Raw genomic sequence first — 20848 nt, 5'->3', positions numbered from 1 at the left:
TGGGAATTTAACTTGAGAGCTGCATCACAAATTTGTTATGTCGATAAGCTTATGTTCAATAATGAAATGTATAGAAAATAACCAATTATGGGCATTGATTTTCCCGATTTAATTCCTTAGGCTCCAGCAACATAAGCTATAAAAAAGAACGGCACTGTGGACTATCGCAAATTGAAAATTCGGGGGTTGATGTTGTTGTTGGGTTTGTTTCTGGCAACCCAATACCTGCTGTTGTCCGTTTCCACCCACCATTTAGTCATGGGTAAATCCCTCAATTGCCAAATTTGCCTGGCCGTTGAGCACTGGGGCGATGCCTTGGTTCCACCCGCTTTACCTTCAGCCGCCGCTGCCTTGCAATGGCCTTTGGTACAAATTCAAATCTGCTCACGATCCATCTTTTCCCAACAGGGTTACAGCAGCAGAGCTCCTCCCGACCAGACGGTCTAGTAATCTCTTTTAAATCAATAAAATAGAATAGCATGGTATGTGTAGCCGTGACCCTTGGTCAACGGTTGCCGTTGTGCTTAGTTAAATCAATCTCAAGTAGGGGGTACTACAATGAAAAAAACAATCTTGTGCACAGCGATTTGTGCGGCATTCAGTTCCGGTATGGTGTTTGCTGCCGGTGGCCATGACCATGGTGGTCATGGTAGTGGCGGTATGGCCAAAAACCCGTCTATTTCCGTTGAATTGGAAGGACGTTATGCCAGCCAGGAAGACGCCCATTTTCATTTAGACGGATTTCAGGACGCGGGCGGTGAAGGGACCTTTGCCAATGGTTTTAGTACCGGCCACAGTGCTATTAACTTTGTTGGCAAAATGTCGCCCAATTTATCCGGTATGTTGCATATGGGTATCTCAGGCGGCGGCCATGAAGGTGGCGGCGTTCATGTGGAAGAAGCCTATGTGGATTCCAAAGCCCTGGGCAACGGTATCAATGTGCGCATGGGTCAATTTTATTCCGGAATCGGGATATTGAATTCCATGCACGGTCACATGCAGGACTTCGCTACTGCACCATTGGTATATCTGGGCCTGTTCGGTGGCCATTTGGAGGACACCGGTGTTCAAGCGACCTGGAGCCAGAACGTGGGTGTGAACGTGAAATTGGGTGTGGAAGCCACGACCGGTACGGGTTTTCCCGGCGGTACCAATGCTGACGAAACCAACACCGAAGGTTTGGCCGTATTTGCTAAAGTGGGTGGTAAAGTAGGTGCCAACGGTTCCTGGTCAGCCGGTGTGTCTATGTACTCTTCTGCGTTTGATGAACGTCACGGAGACGGCCACAGTGATGATGGATCCAGTTTGCATATTGAAAACGGTGAAACCGATGTCACCGGTTTTGATCTTGCCTACACTATGGCCCCTAATGGAATGGGCAAAACCGGAGAAATCAGCCTGAGATTCGAGTATTTTATCCGCGATGAGAATGGCGGATTACATTACGATGCTGATGGCGGTGGGGTCAATATGGTTATGGCCGACTATGATGGTGAACAAACCGGCTACTATCTGGATGCCATATACTCTTTCATGCCGAGTTGGCGTGTAGGTTTGCGTTGGGAAAGTCTGGAGGCGGACAATACACTAAGCAATGTAGTGGAAATGGGGACTGCGGTTGAGGACGACACCGGTATGCATGCCCATGAACCCTCCGAACGAATGACCTTGATGGTAGACGTGGATTCCTCACCCAGCAGCAAGGTGCGCTTGCAGTACATGTCGGATGAATCCGGCCACATGGGCGAAGACCGCATCTATATGCAGTACTTGGTCAGCTTAAGCGGTTCTTGATTCTCGATTATTCCCTCGAGATAAGTGAGCAAAGCCCGTGGCAACGGATGTTGTCACGGGTTTTGTTTTTTATGCGGTTTTCATTGAGAAATACCTGAGAACCCGGATATTGCTGAACTATTGAATCACGCTTGGACAGACATTGTAAATCCGGCAGCCCAAATTGAATTTCTCACGCACCTCTTCCGCGAGTAAAGCCCGGTTGTAAACCGCCACGCGGTTGATGTCGCCGTTCCAGCGGCGGTCTACGATTACGTTATTGGGATTGTTGACCTCGTTTGCCAGCATGAACTCAAAATCAAGGTTCCAGTGACCTGCAAATCGACCCGAAAAAATATCAGTTCTGCCTTTGATGAGTTCGCCGTTGATATAAAAGTTGGTGATTTCCGGTCGGGCATTGCCGTCATAACTAAAGACCACATGGGTCAAGTTCAGAGTGGCGGTGCCGGGAAGGCTCCATTCCGGTTTACCGTTGGCATCGTTGTCGCTGGTTTTAAGTCGTACTATATAGGCGCCGAAGTCTTGGCCCAGGGTAAAGTTTCGGGTGAGAGCTCCCTGTGACAGGGAAACAATACGTGACGGTCCGGTCTGTGTCAGATTCGCAGGCCTGATCCAGGCCTCGATGGTGAGTGCGTTAGTGGCCGCCACTGTACGGCTAATTTTGGTGGCCGGTACTTTGGTTCGTAGAATGGAATCGCCGCTGATGGTAGCGCCGTGATTTGTGGCGGTAACGGTCCCGCTGGGTGTTAAATCCAACGCAGGGTCGAGAGGGCTGCTGTCAAGAAAAACCGTACCGTCCGAACCCGATAAATCATATAGGGCCACCGGTTCGTGATAGAACGGAATATCCTTATCCAGTTCCTCTACGGCAGAATTGCACGACATCAACAAAGCGAATGATAACAATATAAAAAAATGGTAAGGCATACGGGGCTCAACAGAGGGTTGGAAAAGCCCGCATTATACGGCTTACACAGTGTAGATGTTAGTTAAAGCGAAATTTATTATAAGATCGCCTGACCATATAAGAATTAGCAAACATGAGTACGATTACAACAAGTAAACCAGCAAAGCCGTAAAAAGTACGGCCCATAAAGTGACGATGGTGACCAGGCGAGTACGCAGTTTTTTAACGGATTTGTCCAGGGAGAGGTGTAATTTTCGGGTTTGTTTCTCGTAGTCGATACTGATGTTATCTATGCCCAGATCGAACATATTTTGGTGTTGATAGCGAAATACCAGTTTTTCCAGGTATGAGTCATCGGTATCTTCACAATTGAGCCATTTATCAGCCTGCTTTTTCCCCTGATTTACTATACTTTCGATGAGGTAGTAGCGCTTGGCGTACTCTTCTACAGACAAGACTAAGTGCAGGGCAGTACGGGTGTTGAGTTTAAGGGAGTTTTTGATCAAGCTGATGAGTTTGATTTGACCTCTTTGGAAACTGATTTTTGATTGCTTGCGCAGTTGTGCCTCGGCCCCGAAAAAAAACGCGCTCACCGCCAACACAATAAACGAGTTGTCCGCATACAAATGGCAATCCAGGCGACCTAACTGCGTCTGAGCAAATGACGCCAGAATATTAGTCTCCTCACCATTGTTCGAAGAAATGGAGGTGCCAGGTAGTCCCATAGTATCAATGATTTGTGTAGCGATACTGATGCATATCGGCATCCAGGCCTTGGGAGTTAACTTTCTTGGAACACATGACCGTGACCAAGTTATCCGAACGGTTTTATTGATTGTTTAATCAATCACCTGGGTGGTTCAAGCGGGTACAGTGCGCGACTTTGCCCAGCGGCGTAAATCCTGAATTTTTTCGGACATAACCACGGAAAGAGGATGGGTATTTTTCAATTCGTGGATAATGTCTTGGGTTTGCATGGGACTGCGTCGGGTATGCGCGGCATAGGTCGCAGCGACAATGGCTTGTTCAATTTCAGCACCGGAGAATCCCTGAGCATTAGCGGCCAGCATGGCCAGATCGTAACGAGCAGGATCTTGGTTGCGTTTGCGCAAATGAATGGCAAAAATGTCCTGCCGAATTTCCCCTTGGGGTAGATCCACAAAGAATATTTCATCCAGGCGGCCTTTGCGCACCAGTTCCGGAGGTAGGGAGGAGATATCGTTGGCTGTGGCGACGATAAACACAGCTTTGTCGTTTTCCGCCATCCAGGTGAGTAAAGTGCCCAGGACACGTCGGGAAGTACCGCTGTCGTAATCTCCCGAGGCAATACCTTTTTCAATTTCATCCATCCACAAGACACAAGGAGCCATGTGCTCGGCGGTTTTGAGGGATTCCCGAATGTTTTTTTCAGTTTCCCCAAAGTACTTATTATACAAAGCGCCGAAGTCCATTCTGAGCAAGGGTACATTCCAGGTGCCGGCCACCGCTTTGGCGGCCAGGCTTTTGCCTCCCCCCTGAACACCCAGCAGCATGATTCCTTTGGGTACATCCAGCCGGCTCTCACCACGGTTCAAAAAAGCGTGTTTTCGGTTTTTAATCCACTGGATCAGGTTGTTGAATCCGCCCACCTCAGCAAACTCCGTCGTATCATGTTCAAAGGACAGTATTCCCCCCTGACTTAATAATTCGTATTTGGCCTGCATGACAATCGGGAGGTCGGACTGAGTGATGGCGCCGTCATGATAAATGGCATTGCGGATCAGTCGCCGGGCATCGCTGGTGGTGAGTCCCATAAGATTTTGGGTTAGCATGGAAATGGCTTTCGGGTCTGCTTTCAGAGTTTTGGCTTTGGTTTTATAAGCCCATATTTTGGCTTCATCTGAAATCAGTTGACGGATTTTTTTTTCGTCCGGTAGGGATAGGGTAAATCCGGCGCAGAGTCTCTGGATCTCGTCGGGAGTTTCAATGCTGTGACTGAGTAGAACGAGGGTGTTTTTACTCAACGTGGCATCCAGTGCAATTTCTTTGATCAAGCGCACCAGGGTGGGTTCGCTTAAATAGGGGTGAAAATCCAGTAACACCACCACACAGTTGGTGAGCGACTGTTTCACATGCTTAAGCATGGGTTCCGGTTCTTTAGGAGCGTAGTGAATACCGTTTTCGTCGATATAGTTGGTTTGTTTTGTGTCCGCGCCGAAGAGGTTGAGTCCTTCAGTGACGCTCCAGCAATACAGCGTCAAACGTATACTTCCCACGACTTTACCGAGCAGGTTCTTGGCTCTTTTCTCTTCGTGAGTTTCTATGGTGATGATAGGGAAATGGGATTGCAGTAATGCTTTTAAGTCATGTTCATCATTCATTTACAAAGGTTCAACTCCTGGTTTGGTACTGCTGCTCTAAGCGATATCGGTTTGCGCTTGTGTCTTTGTATAGGCATCCCAATATTCCGGCAGAGGATTGCCGTCGGTGATTTCCAGGTATTTTTCCGCGGTTAGGGGGAGTAGGCTGGTTTCAGCCGTACTGACCGGTTTCCCTGAGCTGTCTTTGGCTTCAGTATAAATAATCACCGTTTCCCAATCTTTTCCCGCTTCCAGTACCCTTCCTGACATCAGTAACGGTTGATCAATAAAAGCAGGGCTCAAGTAGCTAACATTGCAGGATTGGGTCATCCAAATGGCTCTATAATGGGGTAACAATGTTTTCGCCGTCCATGTGGCAAGACAGTCCATAGCGGTGAAAATAGCGCCGCTGTGAGTCAGCCCCGGCAAGCCTTCCATGTACTCCCTGGCGTTAAACTCGGCCAGCAAACTCTTCGGGTTTGCCGGGTCTTTGATGATCTCAATTTTAAGGCCATTAATATTGTCATGGCCACACCCGTAACAGGTGTTGTGGGGGAACAAAGATTTGTTCAAAATTTCATTGGCCATGGATAGTTCCGTTAACAGGTTGTGCCCAGCTTGGCGTTCTTAAGACTATAGTATAGATTTTCGAATTTGACTCAGTGAGCCAGGACAGGAAGTATTTTAGACTCCAGCTCCGTGGGTTTCAGTACAGTGAGCGAGTGTTTTTCCCGGCTGATAATGCCGTCTTTACACCAATGCTGCAATTGGGCCTTGGCCACTGCAGTAGGTATTTCCGCAATTTGGGCCAGTTCCACGTCACCAAAGGGAATGTCCACTCGCAAACCGAACCGGGTTTGTTGGCCATATGCGCGGGCGATGTTGCTCAAAGTGACGGCCAATCTTTGTTCAATTTTGCCGGCCATGGTGTCCTGCAGCAGATCGCTGCCGGCGCGTAGGCGCTTGGACAATGTGCCCAAAAGTTGAATCGCCACTTGAGGATGGCGCATTAAGTAGGAAATAAAGTCTTCCTTGTGGATCACCAAAAAATGACAGGATTCACGGGTGGTCACCGTGGCGCTACGGATTTGGGTGTCAAATAAGGCGATTTCCCCAAATGCATCGCCGGCCGCCAGCTTACCCACAATGATCTGTTCATTGTCCGCCAGCGTCAGGCTCACGTCGACCGAGCCCGAGGTGATAATAAACATATCCGAACCGGGGTCGCCTTGGGCGACCACCACTTTGTGAGCTGCCAATTTCCGTTCTGAGGTCTGTTGCAGTAACTCATCCAAAGCCGATTCGCTGAGCGACCCAAACAGCGGGATGGCTCCGAGGAACATTCGCTTATCAAGCAACGGGGGATTGCTCATATTTTGCACCATTTTGTACCGGAGGCTAATACAAGTTTAGTCCTCTTTGAGCGGTTTTACCGTCAAACCGGGGCAATGGTGTATACGTAGCAACGGTTGTTTTCTATGCCGGGTTTTCATCATTGGCTACCCGGGTCAGTTCGACCAGTTGCCACTTGTGCAGCATTTTTCGGGTAAAGTTGGTGACGTGCTCATAGAGCAATTCACTGTCGTGCAGACTGTTTTGCAGTCCGGAGAGAAATTCGCAGCAATCTTCTTCGCTCAGTTTGTTTTCAATGTCACCCAGTTGATCAAACAGTTGGGTGGCTTGAGCCAGGTCCCAGTTTTGTTCGAAGGCAACAAAACGAAATCCGTCTGTGGCCAGATTCATGGCAATATCGTCCTTGCTGATACCGTGGTGTCCAAATTGGTAATGAGTTCGTGTCATGCCCTGTACCTCTTGTGTTGAGCTGTGCAAATTGTGCATTGCGAGATTATCATTATTATTGGCGAGGTTCTTAACCCCTTGCCCGGCATTGGCCTGGCGTTTAGTGCTGTATTATTTGTAACACGGTGACGGGGGAAAAATAAGGTAAATATTACCAAATGAGTTTCAGCGACGAAGCTTATCCAATCGCAAACGGTGGCGCTCGTCGAATAAGTGGCGACTGGCGATACTGACCGCGCACAAGGTTCCAAAACCCGTGCCGGCTGTGATGAGAAACAAAATCAGTATTTGATATTTGACAGCTTCCACCGGCGGGCTTCCCGCCAGGATTTGTCCGGTCATCATGCCGGGGAGACTGACCAGTCCGGCGGTGGCCATGGCGTTGATGGTGGGCATCAGGCCGGCGCGTAAACTGTCAGACTTAATGTGATGGATGGCCGTTTGGCTGTTTTGGCCCAGCATGAGTCGTTGTTCGATGATGTTTTTTTGGCGATAAGCATCACTGCTTAAGCGGTCCAGGCTTAGGGCAATTCCCGTCATGGTGTTGCCTAAGAGCATGCCCAGCAAGGGTATGGCGTACTGGGGTGAGTACCAGGGTTGATTTTCGATGATCACTGTCAGTGCCAGTAAGGTAACAGTAAAAGAGGAGATGAACATAGAGCCACTACTGAGCCCGTAGCCCCACCAGCCTTTGAAGGGGTATTTTTGACGTGCCAGGACTTCCCTGCTGGCGGCAGCCAGCATGACGCAGGCGATCAGGGTTAACAACCAAATATTGGGTGTTTCAAACAGTACCTTAAGTATCAGGCCAACCAATAAGAGCTGTACCAGGGTGCGTAAGGAGGCGACGATGAGTTGCCCGGTCAGGCCCAGGCGGTAATGCCAACTCAATGTTGCCAATAAGGCGATTAAAGCGGCGGCTATCAACAAGTCGTAGAAGGAAAGGTGGATCATAGCGTTTGCGGCAACAAGTGTCGTTGCTGGAATACGAAGCATTGTTGGGCGACCCGGCTCGCCTGTTCCGCGTCATGACTGACCCAGACGGCGACTGCTTGGCGCTGCTTCAGGTAAGACAATACCAGGGTCTCCATTTGTTGCGTGTTACTTTGGTCCAGATTAGCGCTAGGTTCGTCCAGTAACAAGACTTCCGGCTCATGGGCTAATAGTCGCACCAAAGCCAGTCGTTGTTGCTCGCCGCTGGAGAGGCGCTCAATGTTCCAACTAAGCACATCGCTGCTGAATCCCAGAGCTTCCAAGTGGGGCAGATGTTTTCTCTCCAAATGTTCCCCCACGGTGTCGTACCACCATACGGGGGTGGCGGGCATCAAGCCTACTTTGCAGCGCCATTGTGGAGCCGTTAGAGATAAGTGTTCCGCACCATTGAGGTATATACGACCTTGGTGCGGGTCCAGGTCAGCCAGGCAACGCAGCAAGAGTGATTTGCCGGACCCTGAGGCCCCTCGAATACTCATGCACTGTCCAGCGACTAGAGAAAACCCAATGGGCCCCCATTGTAAGAAGTGCAAGTCTTCAACAGTAAATGTGCTCAATACTTTTCGTGCTCAGACCGCGTTTAAAGATAATAGTAGCTAAAGAAGTCGAAAACTGAATCATAGTATAATGTCCGCTGCCTTGATAGCTTGGGTTTTTATTTGCGTTTATAGCCGGTCTTTGATTACATAGTCTGATGTTTCAGTTTTCCACATTACCCCCTTTATCGTTGTACATACATTTTCCCTGGTGTGTGCAAAAGTGTCCCTATTGTGACTTTAATTCCCATGCGCTGGGCGACGGTGTTCCTGAACAGGCCTATGTAGAGGCTTTGTTGCGGGATCTGGATCAGGATTTACCGCTGGTTTGGGGTCGCAAAGTAAACAGTATCTTTATGGGAGGCGGTACCCCCAGTTTGTTTTCAGCGCAGGCTCTGGAAGCATTGCTATCGGGTATCAGGGCCCGGGTGGCTTTACACAGTAATTTGGAAGTCACCTTGGAGGCCAATCCGGGTACGGTGGAGCAGGAGCGCTTTTCCGCCTATCGTGCCATAGGAATAAATCGCCTTTCCATTGGTGTGCAGAGTCTTAGCGATACTCATTTACAGAGCCTGGGTCGCATCCATAATAGTGCTGAAGCACGGCGTGCCGTGGAAGCGGCAGGCCGGGCCGGATTTGAAAATCTGAATTTGGATTTGATGTACGGCTTACCGCAGCAATCGGTGCAGCAGGCATTACAGGATTTGCAATACGCAATCGATTTGGCCCCGACACATCTGTCCTGGTATCAGCTGACCTTGGAACCCAATACCCGATTTTATCATGATCCGCCATCTTTACCTGGGGATGATGTGCTGTGGCAAATGCAAGAGTCCGGTGTGGCTTTATTACAGCACAACAATTTCGAGCAATACGAAGTATCTGCCTATGCGAGGGAAGGAAAGCTGTGTCGCCATAATCTCAATTATTGGACCTTTGGTGATTACTTGGGAATCGGTGCGGGCGCCCACGCCAAAATCAGTATGGGTGCTGCACAGAGCATTAAACGCTTATCCAAATCTCGCGCACCAAAGCAGTATATGGATAATGCCGGCACCCCCGAGTGTGTCACGCAAAGACAACTGGCTTCGGAAGATGTGGTGTTGGAGTTTATGATGAATGCATTACGTTTACGGCAAGGGTTTTCCATAGAGACATTCACGGCACATACGGGCCTGGATTTTTCCCTATGTGAAGCGGTATTGTCCCAAGCGCAGAGCAGGGGCTTAATTGAAACCAAGGAGCAACACATACGCACCACAGAAACCGGGCAACGTTTTCTCAACGACCTGCTGCAAATGTTCATGCCTTAAATTGCAGGCGTTTAAGTTTTTGTAGATACCATCTTACTCACATCGTTACAAGCCCCAAAACAACTGAGCATCGTTGTATTTTTGGGTAAGCCAACTAGAATGGGGCCATGGGTGTCCCCCAACCGCGGAACGCCGTGAATACGTCCATGTAGGTTCGGCAGTCATTACAATCCCACAATTTAACGTCGTCCCTCGACCACCAATTCCCGACATGGTCTACCTCCTGCATCCATGCAGTCGTTCAGGACTTGAGTTTTATTTCGTCCATACTCCGGTGGCTTCAGCCGCCGGGATGGATGAAAAAAGGATTCAGCCCTGAAGGGGCTGGGTAAAAGAAAGAGTTTTGTAGGGCAGTCTTTTCATGCCCACGCGGACGAAACTGTTTCGCATTGCCATCACTTTTCTAACAACGGTTCATGCTGCGAGATGGGCCTGTCGGATTACGTTGCACTAATCCAACCTACAAACGTGCCAGTAGTCGTATCTGTAGGGTGGAGGTTTTTTTGAGAAAGAGTTGTGTCACGCGGCGAACCGTTGTTTCCACTTCTGCAGGCGATCAACAACTGCAATTGACAATAAAGTTAAATCCATTGAAATGCTAATAAATTCCTGCTAATTATAGGTTGGGATTGTGACGGACTTTGGATAAATGCCGTTCAGCCCGGTTTAACCTTGCCGGTTCGACCCACGGGGTTGAGCAGTTTTAATCATATAACACAGTTGGCATTTTATGCGAAAAATTAGAACTTTCAGCTATTTCTTAATAATATCCGTTTTGTTTTTATCCCTGGCATTTGTGTTGTTCAACACGTTTCGTATTTTTCAGTTTTCCCAGGAATCGGCGAACGAATCGGCGGACGCCGCGATTGTGCTTGGCGGAGCAGTGCTCCAGGATCAACCCTCCGTGGAATACGAGCAGAGAATTAAACATAGCATCAGCCTGTATCAAGCCGGTAAAGTAAAACAGTTGATTTTTACCGGAAAACCCGGAGACGATAGTAATTTGGCGGCATCCCAAGTCGCTAAGTTATATGCACTGACCGAAGGGGTGCCCAGCGAAGCCGTGTTAGGCGATGAGTCCAGTGCGGCTGTGGGGGAATCCCTTAAAAACGCCAGAAAAATAATGGATCAGCACGGTATGGGCTCTGCACTGGTAGTCGGCGATGCCATACAAATGAAGCGAATTATTGTGATGGCTAAAGACTTGGGGATTCAGGCTTATTCCTCGCCCACGCCCAACAGTCGACGCTCACCATTAATGAGCCAATCCAAGGCCTTGGCAGCGGAGACGGTCGGTTTGATTAATTACTACCTGCAGCAGTTGGAAACCTCGGGGTACAAATCCTTGGGTGGGAAAGATGGGAAAACTCAGGCATCGGGTGGCTGAGGGATAAAGAGCTATCAGGAGCGGCGCATGAAGTGAGTGGTGCCGGAAAGAGGATTCGAACCTCCGACCTGCGCATTACGAATGCGTTGCTCTACCGACTGAGCTATTCCGGCATTTTCTTGTGCAAACGGAAGCCTCCGCCGCCAAAACTTGAGAGCGCGAGTATAAGAGATCAAGCGTGATGAAACAACCGTTTCCGGTTTGCAGCTGCTCACTGCAAATGGACGGTTTCACGCTTTGTTGAGTTCACACCCTAAGTGGGAAACAGCTGGAAAGCCCAAGCTGAAACTCAAACCAACAATCAGGCTATTTCAGTCTCTGATTCCCGGCTGATGCGAACAATCACATCCACACCATGAATAGTTGCTTCATTAGGTGGATTGGGTAAACCTTTTATTTCCAATTCATCCGAGATGTCCAGCAAGGTTCCATTGGTGACATCATAAAAATGGTGATGGGGCCGGGTATTGGAGTCATAAAACACTTTGGTCGCGTCGACGATGACTTCGCGAATCAAACCTTTGCGGGCAAATAAACCCAGTGTATTGTACACGGTCGCCTTGGAAACGATATTTTGGTCCGCATTCACTTTTTCCAGGACCAAGTCAGCGGACATGTGCTGGGCTTTGGTTAGGAGTACCAAGCCGATTTCCACACGCTGATGGGTTGGAGTGATGCCATGGTCGTTGAGCAGTTTTACAACATGGCGTTTATGGTTCGTTGTGTTGGGTGCTTCTTGCAACATGGTTCCTACTATTATCCTTTTTAATGGGCCTATAAAAATACAACGGGTGAATGTTAGAACAATGGTGTAATTTAATCAACAATAGGGCTTCGGGTCCAGAATTGTTTGTTGTTTAAGCATTAAGTTGGTTAATAATTGAGCAGATGCGGGTGCTGTCACGACTCCATTTCGGAAATGACCGGCGTTGATGAACAAACCCTTTAGTGTAGGGTGTTCACAAATCCGGGGGATATTGTCCGGCGTACCGGGGCGCAAGCCCGCCCAATGATGTTCTACAGGAAAATCCTGTAGCGCTGGAATCAAATGATGCGCAAAATCGAGTAAGTTGTCTTGAGCTGTGTCCGTGGTGGATTTATTAAATCCCACGTGCTCCAGAGTGCTGCCGATTAATACCCGGCCGTCCAAACGGGGTATGAGATATTTATCGGCAAATAACACAATGCGTTGGACCAATCCCGGTTCGGTTTTCAGTAATACCATCTGTCCCTTCACCGGAGTGATTTGCAGATGATCTTCTTGTTCCGGCCAAAACCGACTGCTCCAGGCGCCGCAGGTGACGGCGACTGCGGCGGCACGAAAATCCGCTTGTTCGGTTTTGACACCGCACACAGCCTGGTTTTCCACTATTAAATCCGTGACCTCGGAGTTTTCCTGGATTTGTACCCCGTGGCGAATCAAGTGTTCACGCAACGCGGCCACAAAGCGGGGATTGCGTACTTGGCCCACTTGGGGCATCCACAGGGCTTGGTTTGGGATTGGGCCCAGTTTGGGTTCCAGGTGCCGGATCTGGTCAGAATCAATTAATGACAGCTCAGCGTGTGTTTGTTGAGCCCAGTTCATGGCTTGGTCGATCTGGGGTTCACTCAGCACCAGCATACCGCTTCGATGCAGTTCCGGGTCTAAACCCGTTGATTGATATAGGGTATTAACCAGTTCCGGATAGACTTGTTGGCTCCACTGTACCAATTCGGTTACAGCTTCCGGGTAACGCCAGGGATACAGTGGGGACAATATGCCGCCGCCGGCCCAGGAGGATTCTTTACCCACAATGGCACGTTCCAACAGACAAACGCTGGCGCCGGCCTGATTGAGGTAATAGGCGGTTAGCAAGCCGTTGATGCCACCGCCGATAACGATATGGTCAAACATTGTTCACTGTAATTGCTGCCAGCCCTTTAAAGTCTCTGGGTTTATGAGTTCGTTTTCCCAATTTCCATGCTCGCAAGTGGATTTTGCGTCAGGTTCTCAAATCCTTCCTGATGGCATTTGGCACCTGCCAATTGGTTGGCAAACGCCAAGCTTTGTTTCAGGTTCCCACCCGCCAATATAGCGTGAATCAGGCCCGCGTTAAAGGTATCCCCGGCACCAATACTGTCCACAACTCGGTCCAGTTCCAGGGCCGGGCAAAAAATAGGTGCTTCTCCGCTTTTTTGGGCGAAGGCGCCGCGTTCGCCCCAGGTCACGCTGCAAATCTGTGTGTGACCGGCCTGGTTCAACGCAGGCCATTGCGCTAAAAAAGTCTCGGGGGAATCAAATCCATGGGCCTGCACGAACTGTCTGGAGCACATGAGTACATGGGCATAGGGTACCAGAGTTTCTATGTCGTCCCTGGCTTTCTCTAATTCTAGGGAAATCCTTAAATGGGGTTGTCGCCTGGCGTGTTGCAACATCAGTCGGGTCTGTTCCACATGGCGCCCTTCGAAGTGTAGCCAGTCAATGTTGTCCAGGTCATGGGAGCGGAAGTCAGCAAAACTGTATTCATCCAGGTCACGGTAGTGGACAATGGTGCGTGAACCGTTGTGTCGGTTCAATGTAATGTATGAGGTGGGGGCGTGCCCATTGCTCACTCGACGGCAGCGATGGCTGTCTATACGATAACGCTTTAAGTCCTCTGCAATAGGGGTGCTGCTGGCGTTTTCCGCCAGACATCCGGCCCATTCACAGGGATGTCCCAGCTGGCTCAATACACACAATGTGTTGGTGGCATTGCCGCCGCGACGTAGGGTTTGAGACAGGGCTCGCACTTCGCTGTCCTCCTCCGGGAACCCGTCGGTGCTATTGATGATGTCCACTGCGGCGATGCCCACCGCCAGGATCGTGCCGGGATGTGAACGAGTCATGATACCGATTATTGCTGGTTTTGCTCGGGTTTGCGTTTCATGGCGGATAGGGGCAGATAGAGACTGAAATAATCCAGTATCAGCCAAATTACCAACAGTACCACAATGTACCAGGCATTTTTACTTTCATAGGCTACCACGCCAAACAAAAGTACGTCCCAAACATACAGCATGGTATAAAACACCAGCAGGTATGGGAAGCTGCAGGAAGTGCCGCCGCATTTTGGGCAGCTGATCAGGGCCCATTTGGCCGCCTTGTATTTGTCCCACCAGGAAAGTGTGGGTTCTTTGCAATGAGGGCAAGGGAGTAACATGAAATTCTTTATCGTTTTAGTAGATTTTTTTAAGTTTTACGGGGTGTTATGTTACAGGAACCGGCCCCCCTGTGGCTATGGTTTGTTTTTGCCTGTTACAATAGCTGCCGAAACCCGGTTGATTGGGTAGGATGTTGTGTTTGAGACCCGCTTGCCGTGGTTGGCGTAACGGGTGATTTTCGGTAACTTTTTAAGCATAAAGACATTTTGGCGTATTAAGGTATGACATTGGTTCAACGTTTTTCAATTCAATCGCTCGTGGCAGCAGCCCTGCTTTTTCTGTTGTCAGCATGTGATAACAATACACCACTGATGGTGCAAGTTATTGATGGTGAACTACCGGAGGTCAAGCGACTGTTGGAGCAGGGGGCGGATGTGAATGCCCGTAACAGCTATCAATGGACAGCGTTGTCTCACGCCGCACGCAAGGGTAATGCGGAGATCTGCCGGCTATTGGTAGATCATGGCGCGCAGGTGGATGTTCAGGATGCCTCCGGCTGGAGTCCATTGATGCGGGCTGCGGCCAAGGGGCATGAGGCCGTGTTGGATGTGCTGCTCAAAGCCAATGCCAATACCGAGTTACGGGACAAGAGTGGCTGGACGGCCTTGCTGTGGGCGGTGAATCAGGAGCAGGTGGTGGCAGTGCAGCGATTGTTGGCGGCCGGAGTGGATGTTAACGTAAAAGCCAACGATGGTCGTTCCCCCGTCATGGTGGCACAGGCCGAGGGCTACGCTGAAATTGTACGTCTGCTCAGGGAAGCAGGGGCAAAATACTAAGGACTTTTTGGTTCAGAGCATGGGGCGCGATGAAGAGTAAAATAGCGGTGATTTTGTGTTTGGCGGCAGCTGCGGTGTTGGCGGCCTGTACGACGTATGTTTCCGGAACCCGCAGTGCCAATTATGTGGTTGATAGCGGAGTGGGTGGGGGCAAGCGCTGGGACGATAACCGGGAATTTGCAGCACGGGTAAAGACAGAGAAGCTGGCGGAAGATGGTATTCATGACCCTGCCAATGACGCGATTCATGTGTTGCAGGAGCCCTCAGATGCGTTGGCGGCGTTTCCGCAGGATCGCCGTGGTGGTGTGAACTGGGTTCGAGCACTGGATTTAGGCATTATTACGCCTAGAGCGGATTTATCCGGCAAGGATGAAATGCTCACCATGGACATGGATATATTATTCAAAGATACCGGGAAAATGCCTTGGGTGAGGTTCCCTCATTTGGCTCATACCAAATGGTTGGCATGCGAGAATTGCCATCCCAAAATTTTTATTCCGCAAAAAGGGGCCAACAATCCTTCTATGGATGGTATTTTGGCGGGTGAGCATTGTGGTCGTTGTCATGACAAAGTAGCGTTTGCGTTGTGGATTTGTGAGCGTTGCCACAGCGTACCGCATGAAAACTCACCGAAAAAATGGTGGCGCTGAACCGGTGAAATGGGCGTCGGTTTGGTAATGAATTAAGGGGTGTTGCAGCGGGGGTATGCAACATGAAGTGCAATCTAGAATAAGAAGTAACGGATTATGACGTATCTACTATTAAAACGAAAAACGCTTGTTCGGGTGTTAACCGTAATGCTACCGGTGTTGGTTCTGGTTGCTTCAATGCAGCAATACAGTGATGCCGCTGCTGCTGAGAGCGGAGCGACTAACGGAAAATCTTCAAAAGTAAGCAGTCAAGAAGCTCAGGCTATTCTGGAAAAAGCCTTAAGGGATTTCGAGCAAAGCCAAAAGAAGACTCTTCCAAAGCCGGAAAAAGAGCCCTTGAAAAAGCTTAGCATACCCAAGGTGGGTGCCAGTGAATCACCGCGTAATGACGGTATTCATGATCACTACAATAATGCCCTCGTCACTTTACAGGATCCGACTCGGGCCATGGCCAATTTTCCACGAGACCGTCGTCACCAGGTGGATTGGGTTGCGGCTCTGGAAATGGGCTTGATAGAACCGCGTGCTGATCTGAAAGGTGAAAGAAATATGCTCACCATGGATATGGACATCATCATGAAAAACACCCAATACATGCCCTGGGTAAAGTTTCCGCACCGTCAGCACACGGAGTGGCTGGCTTGTGAGAACTGTCATCCGGCGATTTTTCTACCTCGTGAGCATGCCAATTCGATCAGTATGAACAAGGTACTGCGAGGAAAGTTTTGTGGGGTGTGTCATGACAAAGTGGCATTTGCCATTTTTATCTGTGAGCGTTGTCATAGTGTGCCCCATGAAGGTTCAGGTCCCAAATGGTGGTAGATGACATCCTGCTCGCATTCTAAACAAAGATTTGTTTGGTGTGGGGCTGAGGGTTTGCCCACGGATAAAAGCCGGTCTATTTTTTATTACCCGCTTTTTTATAGGAAAACTGTTTTTTTAGCAGCGCCGATACCTTTTCGCTGTTTTTATCCTTGGCGATGTCCATGGCGCTGTATCCGTCTGCATCTCGCAAGGCCGGGTCTGCGCCATTTTCCAGCAAGATTTGAGCGGTCTGCTCTTTATCAAAAGCGGCGGTGGCCATTAAGGCGGTGCGATCTTTGATGCCCCTGGCGTTGGGGTCCACGCCGTGTTTCAGCAGGTTTTTTACGATTTCCACATGACCCAATCCGGCGGCCACCAGTAATAATTCTTTGCCGTGCTCTCCCATGTCCTTGGGGGTGTGTTTTAACAAGGCTGCTACTGTGCCGCTGTGACCGAAGAACACCGCGTTACCCAGCGCCGAACCGCCGCTGGAATCGCGTTGCAGGGTGTCAGATCCCAATTCGGCTAAATAGCTTGCTGTTTTTTCCCGACCTGCCGTTGCTGCAACAATCAGAGCGGTGGTGCCGAAACTGTCCGTAGTCTGAAAATTGGCATCGCGACCAATTAAGAGTTTTACGGTGCCCAGGTGGTTATTGGATGCAGCCAGCATTAACGCGGTTTTGCCTTGCGTGGTTTGTTCGTTAACGTTTGCCCCGGCGTCCAGAATGCGACGCACGGCTTTTTCGTCACCGTCGCGTGACGCGTTCATTAGCTCGGTGTAGCGCTCACCGCTGCAAGCGGTGAGCGCTGACATCAGAGCGGATATGATGAAGAACCATTGGAATTTTTGCATAGTATTACGTTGGTTTGCTTAAACTCACAATGTGAATCGGATGTTTATGATAAGCAGTGCGTGTTACTTTTTCATGGAATCAAAAAATTCCGAGTTGGTTTTGGTGTCCTTGAGTTTGTCCAGCAGAAACTCTATGGCACCCAGTTCTTCCATGGGATGGATGAGTTTACGTAATATCCACATCATTTGCAGCTCGTCCGGGTCCGTGATCAATTCTTCTCTGCGGGTGCCGGAGCGGTTAATGTTAATGGCGGGATAGATGCGTTTTTCGGAGATTTTCCGGTCCAGGTGTATTTCCATATTGCCCGTGCCTTTGAACTCTTCGAAGATAACATCGTCCATACGTGAGCCGGTATCCACCAGCGCCGTAGCAATAATTGTCAGGCTGCCACCTTCTTCGATATTTCGTGCCGCACCAAAAAACCGTTTGGGTCTTTGCAGTGCATTGGCGTCCACACCACCGGTCAGTACTTTGCCGGAGCTGGGTACTACGGTGTTGTAAGCGCGTGCCAATCGAGTGATGGAGTCCAATAAAATGACCACATCTTTTTTGTGTTCCACCAGGCGCTTGGCTTTTTCAATGACCATTTCTGCAACCTGAACGTGGCGGCTGGCCGGTTCGTCGAAGGTGCTGGATACAACTTCGCCTCGTACCGAACGAGACATCTCAGTAACCTCTTCCGGGCGTTCGTCGATGAGTAGGACAATTAAATAACATTCAGGATGATTGGTGGTGATGGACTGGGCGATATTTTGCAGCATCATGGTTTTGCCGGACTTGGGGGGTGACACTATCAGTCCCCGCTGACCTTTGCCGACAGGGGCGCATAGATCGATGACCCTGGCGGTCAAGTCTTCTGTGCTGCCATTACCCAGTTCTATTTGTAAGCGCTCATTGGGAAACAAGGGAGTCAGGCTTTCAAAAGGAACCTTGGTCTTGGCGTTTTCCGGCGGTTCGAAATTAATTTCGTTGACTTTTAGCAAGGCAAAATAGCGTTCCCCGTCTTTGGGGGGGCGAATCTTGCCGGCTACCGTATCGCCGGTACGTAAACTGAAACGTCGAATTTGGCTGGGAGAAACGTAAATATCGTCCGGGCCGGCCAGATAGGAGCTGTCAGCAGATCGTAGAAAGCCGAATCCATCTTGTAGAATTTCCAGAACGCCGCCTCCATAAATATCTTCACCGCTTTTGGCGTGGGCTTTTAAGATGGCAAATATAATGTCCTGTTTGCGTGAGCGGGAAGTGCCTTCCACGCCCGTTTCGCGAGCAAGCTCATTCAGTTCTGATGCAGTTTTTTGTTTCAGTTCACTAAGGTTCATACTGTTACGCTTTATATATGGTGGGTTTACTCTTGAGTTAACAAATAGAGATGTTTCAGCCGCAAAGCGGACTGAAATGTCTTAACAACAAATCTTATTATTTAAGTTAAAGGAGGATTGCCGAAGTATTGGCGAAATCTGGTTTATACTCTCTTTATTAGCCGGTAACGCTATCATTTTATAGCGACGGCGTAAAGCTTTTTTACGCCGTCGAATAAAATTCTATATATTACTGTCAATAAATGCGGTTAATTGAGATTTTGAAACAGCGCCTACTTTAGTGGCCTCTACATTGCCTCCTTTAAACAACATTAACGTGGGTATGCCGCGAATTCCGTATTTGGGTGGGGTCGCTGGATTTTCATCGATATTGAGCTTAGCTATTTTAACTTTCTCAGCATACTCTTGAGCGATTTCATCCAAAATGGGTGCAATCATCTTGCAAGGTCCGCACCAATCCGCCCAATAGTCCACGAGTACGGGTCCATCAGAATTTACAACTTCTTCCTCAAAGGTATCATCAGTGAGGTGAACAATGTTTTCGCTCACGCGTTACGCCTCCAATAAATATCTGAAATTAACAGGTTGATCCGGTTCGGCTAACATTCATTTCAGCCCATTCACACAATGATTTCAAGTTAAACTAACTCGATGTAGGTCAATTTGTTTGAAATGTTGATTTGCCATGCCACTCCGACCCGTTTGGTAATGTAGAGCCTAAAAACCTTCCGCTTGACTGTAACATAGTGAATTTAATTGATTCTACCCACTTTTGACTAACAGTGAACGGTTTAATTGTTTCAATGTTGTAACTCTCAAATTGGATCTGGTTATTTATTGTTCATCGATTTGTTTCGGTTTTTACTCGATCCCTTTCGTGACGGTGTTCTCGTTCTTATGTCAGGGCTCAGGCAAAATGCATATATGGGATTGAATAAAACCGTTTTCAAGGGATGATATGTCAGATGTTAGGCGGTTCCTCCGGTAATTTGACTGTTTTCCGTGTCCATATTACACAGTTCCACGCCATCGGCAACAACCACACAGTTTCTTCCCCGGTGTTTTGCCGCATACAGTGCGGCATCTGCACGTGAGACCAGAGATTGGGTTAATGTGTCCACGTCAGTAGGGATGGTTTTGGAGCTGAGCTCGGAAATTCCGATGGAAATGGTCAGTTGTAATGTTTCACTACGGTCTTTGAGCTTGATTTCGTGGTTTTCAATTCGAAAACGGATTCGCTCAGCAATTTCCATTGCCGTGGCGGCCGTGCTGTTGGTCAGGATGGCGGCAAATTCCTCGCCGCCATAGCGACACAAGACATCACTGTTACGCAATTGTTCTCGGATTAACATCGCAATTTCACGTAGGGCCAGATCACCAACCTGATGCCCGTGGACGTCGTTGACTTGTTTAAAATAATCCACATCAAGAAATAAACAGGCAATAGGTTCCAGCGTGCGTAGGCTTCGGGCAATTTCCTCGCCAATGCGCTGATCGAAGAAGCGGCGGTTGTTGATGCCGGTGAGACTGTCGGTTAGGCCAACCCGTTTCAAGCGTTCGTGGTTGGCTGTGTTTTCCAGACAAATGGCGACAATGGTGGATAAACGCTGTAGAAAATCCGTGGCTGACTCTTCGGAGAAGCGCTCTCGTGCGATGCTGCCCAAATTCAGCGACCCCACAATGTCGTAGTAGCGCATTAAGGGCAGCATGGCGATACTGCGCAGTTTGGGGATGTTCTTGGAAAACAGGCCCCGGTGCGCATCCTTGTCGTATTCCAATAGTTTGGGTTGATTCGAGGTGCCAAACATTTCATCAAGAGAATCGCGCTCGCGGATAAATATAAGATTGGTCATCTCCGCAACCCGGGTACCTTCATCTTCCAGCATGCGATGGATTTCATACTGTGGGTCATACAAGGTTAAGGATACGGCGTCCAGGGCGAAGGCGGTTCGGTAGTTGTAAAGTATATTTTGAATCAAAGCAGAAAGAGATCGTGTGCCGATCAGGCGCAGTTCCTGAGCCTGAAAACGCTGCATTTTTTGCTCGTTTTCGCGAGCCTGGTGTAAAAAAGCGGCCAATTGCGCTTTGAGGGCCTGAACTTCGTCTTTGCTGTCAGTCATTGTAAACCTGTCGTCGGTACCATTTTGGCGGGCATGGATTTTGGGGCGACTTGTCGCTTCAGTTCAGTATAGAATA

General features: G+C 49.1%; 23 protein-coding genes and 1 tRNA gene. 7 read left to right on the top strand and 17 right to left on the bottom strand.

Annotated elements, in window-relative coordinates:
• Window positions 1–156: 156 nt before the first annotated feature.
• Together OEY58_18515 and OEY58_18510 are read left to right on the top strand one after the other, a co-directional pair.
• The gene (locus tag OEY58_18515) at window positions 157–447 is read left to right on the top strand and encodes a hypothetical protein (protein ID MDH5327450.1); all 291 of its coding nucleotides are present in this window, start codon (window positions 157–159) and stop codon (window positions 445–447) included.
• A gap of 111 nt (window positions 448–558) precedes the next feature.
• On the top strand, window positions 559–1794 hold the full coding sequence (locus tag OEY58_18510; protein MDH5327449.1) for a hypothetical protein: 1236 nt from the start codon (window positions 559–561) through the stop codon (window positions 1792–1794).
• 117 nt (window positions 1795–1911) lie between these two features.
• On the opposite strand, the gene OEY58_18505 is transcribed toward OEY58_18510, so the two are convergent.
• The 8 genes from OEY58_18505 to OEY58_18470 all read right to left on the bottom strand — a co-directional run bounded on the left by OEY58_18505 (window position 1912) and on the right by OEY58_18470 (window position 8366).
• A complete protein-coding gene (locus tag OEY58_18505) occupies window positions 1912–2679 on the bottom strand; it encodes a LamG domain-containing protein (GenBank protein ID MDH5327448.1) in 768 nt (255 codons plus the stop codon).
• A 165-nt stretch (window positions 2680–2844) separates the two neighbouring features.
• Entirely contained in the window at window positions 2845–3468 is a 624-nt protein-coding gene (locus OEY58_18500; GenBank protein ID MDH5327447.1) for a hypothetical protein, read from the bottom strand.
• 93 nt (window positions 3469–3561) lie between these two features.
• Window positions 3562–5061: an AAA family ATPase gene (locus OEY58_18495; GenBank protein ID MDH5327446.1), complete on the bottom strand. Its 1500-nt coding sequence runs from the start codon at window positions 5059–5061 to the stop codon at window positions 3562–3564.
• 36 nt (window positions 5062–5097) lie between these two features.
• Window positions 5098–5628 carry a PaaI family thioesterase gene (locus OEY58_18490; protein ID MDH5327445.1) on the bottom strand — a complete coding sequence of 177 codons (531 nt, stop codon included), beginning with the start codon at window positions 5626–5628 and terminating at the stop codon, window positions 5098–5100.
• A gap of 71 nt (window positions 5629–5699) precedes the next feature.
• Window positions 5700–6413 (bottom strand): Crp/Fnr family transcriptional regulator, encoded by a 714-nt coding sequence (locus tag OEY58_18485; GenBank protein MDH5327444.1) that lies wholly within the window; start codon window positions 6411–6413, stop codon window positions 5700–5702.
• Window positions 6414–6516: 103 nt separating this feature from the next.
• Window positions 6517–6840: a hypothetical protein gene (locus OEY58_18480; GenBank protein MDH5327443.1), complete on the bottom strand. Its 324-nt coding sequence runs from the start codon at window positions 6838–6840 to the stop codon at window positions 6517–6519.
• A 165-nt stretch (window positions 6841–7005) separates the two neighbouring features.
• On the bottom strand, window positions 7006–7794 hold the full coding sequence (gene fetB / locus OEY58_18475; GenBank protein ID MDH5327442.1) for an iron export ABC transporter permease subunit FetB: 789 nt from the start codon (window positions 7792–7794) through the stop codon (window positions 7006–7008).
• Window positions 7791–8366, bottom strand: coding sequence for an ATP-binding cassette domain-containing protein (locus OEY58_18470; protein MDH5327441.1), 576 nt, complete (start codon window positions 8364–8366; stop codon window positions 7791–7793). Before OEY58_18470 ends, fetB begins: the two co-directional genes overlap by 4 nt.
• Before the next feature lie 161 nt (window positions 8367–8527).
• Between OEY58_18470 and hemW the strand changes: the two genes are divergently transcribed.
• Entirely contained in the window at window positions 8528–9682 is a 1155-nt protein-coding gene (gene hemW, locus OEY58_18465) for a radical SAM family heme chaperone HemW (GenBank protein MDH5327440.1), read from the top strand.
• Between the two features lie 730 nt (window positions 9683–10412).
• Window positions 10413–11069, top strand: coding sequence for a YdcF family protein (locus tag OEY58_18460; protein MDH5327439.1), 657 nt, complete (start codon window positions 10413–10415; stop codon window positions 11067–11069).
• A 37-nt stretch (window positions 11070–11106) separates the two neighbouring features.
• Here the strand turns inward: OEY58_18460 and OEY58_18455 are convergent.
• The 5 genes from OEY58_18455 to OEY58_18435 all read right to left on the bottom strand — a co-directional run bounded on the left by OEY58_18455 (window position 11107) and on the right by OEY58_18435 (window position 14248).
• Window positions 11107–11182 (bottom strand) — tRNA-Thr (locus tag OEY58_18455).
• 188 nt (window positions 11183–11370) lie between these two features.
• Window positions 11371–11814 (bottom strand): transcriptional repressor, encoded by a 444-nt coding sequence (locus tag OEY58_18450; GenBank protein ID MDH5327438.1) that lies wholly within the window; start codon window positions 11812–11814, stop codon window positions 11371–11373.
• Window positions 11815–11889: 75 nt separating this feature from the next.
• Window positions 11890–12963 carry a glycine oxidase ThiO gene (gene thiO, locus OEY58_18445; GenBank protein MDH5327437.1) on the bottom strand — a complete coding sequence of 358 codons (1074 nt, stop codon included), beginning with the start codon at window positions 12961–12963 and terminating at the stop codon, window positions 11890–11892.
• A 41-nt stretch (window positions 12964–13004) separates the two neighbouring features.
• Window positions 13005–13934, bottom strand: coding sequence for a PfkB family carbohydrate kinase (locus OEY58_18440; GenBank protein MDH5327436.1), 930 nt, complete (start codon window positions 13932–13934; stop codon window positions 13005–13007).
• Between the two features lie 8 nt (window positions 13935–13942).
• A complete protein-coding gene (locus OEY58_18435; GenBank protein MDH5327435.1) occupies window positions 13943–14248 on the bottom strand; it encodes a hypothetical protein in 306 nt (101 codons plus the stop codon).
• Window positions 14249–14470: 222 nt separating this feature from the next.
• Between OEY58_18435 and OEY58_18430 the strand changes: the two genes are divergently transcribed.
• The 3 genes from OEY58_18430 (at window position 14471) to OEY58_18420 (ending at window position 16497) form a co-directional block, all read left to right on the top strand.
• Window positions 14471–15025: an ankyrin repeat domain-containing protein gene (locus OEY58_18430; GenBank protein ID MDH5327434.1), complete on the top strand. Its 555-nt coding sequence runs from the start codon at window positions 14471–14473 to the stop codon at window positions 15023–15025.
• A 29-nt stretch (window positions 15026–15054) separates the two neighbouring features.
• Entirely contained in the window at window positions 15055–15675 is a 621-nt protein-coding gene (locus OEY58_18425) for a hypothetical protein (GenBank protein ID MDH5327433.1), read from the top strand.
• Window positions 15676–15771: 96 nt separating this feature from the next.
• A complete protein-coding gene (locus tag OEY58_18420) occupies window positions 15772–16497 on the top strand; it encodes a hypothetical protein (GenBank protein ID MDH5327432.1) in 726 nt (241 codons plus the stop codon).
• 76 nt (window positions 16498–16573) lie between these two features.
• Here the strand turns inward: OEY58_18420 and OEY58_18415 are convergent, their stop codons facing one another.
• From OEY58_18415 to OEY58_18400, 4 genes are all read right to left on the bottom strand, one after another.
• Window positions 16574–17332: an ankyrin repeat domain-containing protein gene (locus OEY58_18415; GenBank protein MDH5327431.1), complete on the bottom strand. Its 759-nt coding sequence runs from the start codon at window positions 17330–17332 to the stop codon at window positions 16574–16576.
• Between the two features lie 63 nt (window positions 17333–17395).
• The gene (gene rho / locus OEY58_18410; GenBank protein MDH5327430.1) at window positions 17396–18652 is read right to left on the bottom strand and encodes a transcription termination factor Rho; all 1257 of its coding nucleotides are present in this window, start codon (window positions 18650–18652) and stop codon (window positions 17396–17398) included.
• Window positions 18653–18874: 222 nt separating this feature from the next.
• A complete protein-coding gene (trxA, locus tag OEY58_18405; protein ID MDH5327429.1) occupies window positions 18875–19201 on the bottom strand; it encodes a thioredoxin TrxA in 327 nt (108 codons plus the stop codon).
• Between the two features lie 419 nt (window positions 19202–19620).
• Window positions 19621–20772, bottom strand: coding sequence for a DUF484 family protein (locus OEY58_18400; protein ID MDH5327428.1), 1152 nt, complete (start codon window positions 20770–20772; stop codon window positions 19621–19623).
• Between the last annotated feature and the right edge of the window lie 76 nt (window positions 20773–20848).

This window comes from Gammaproteobacteria bacterium (genome assembly GCA_029882975.1).
Lineage (GTDB): Bacteria > Pseudomonadota > Gammaproteobacteria > SZUA-152 > SZUA-152 > JAJDNG01.
Note: the sequence above shows the minus strand (reverse complement) of the source record. Positions and strands in the feature narration are given on the sequence as shown.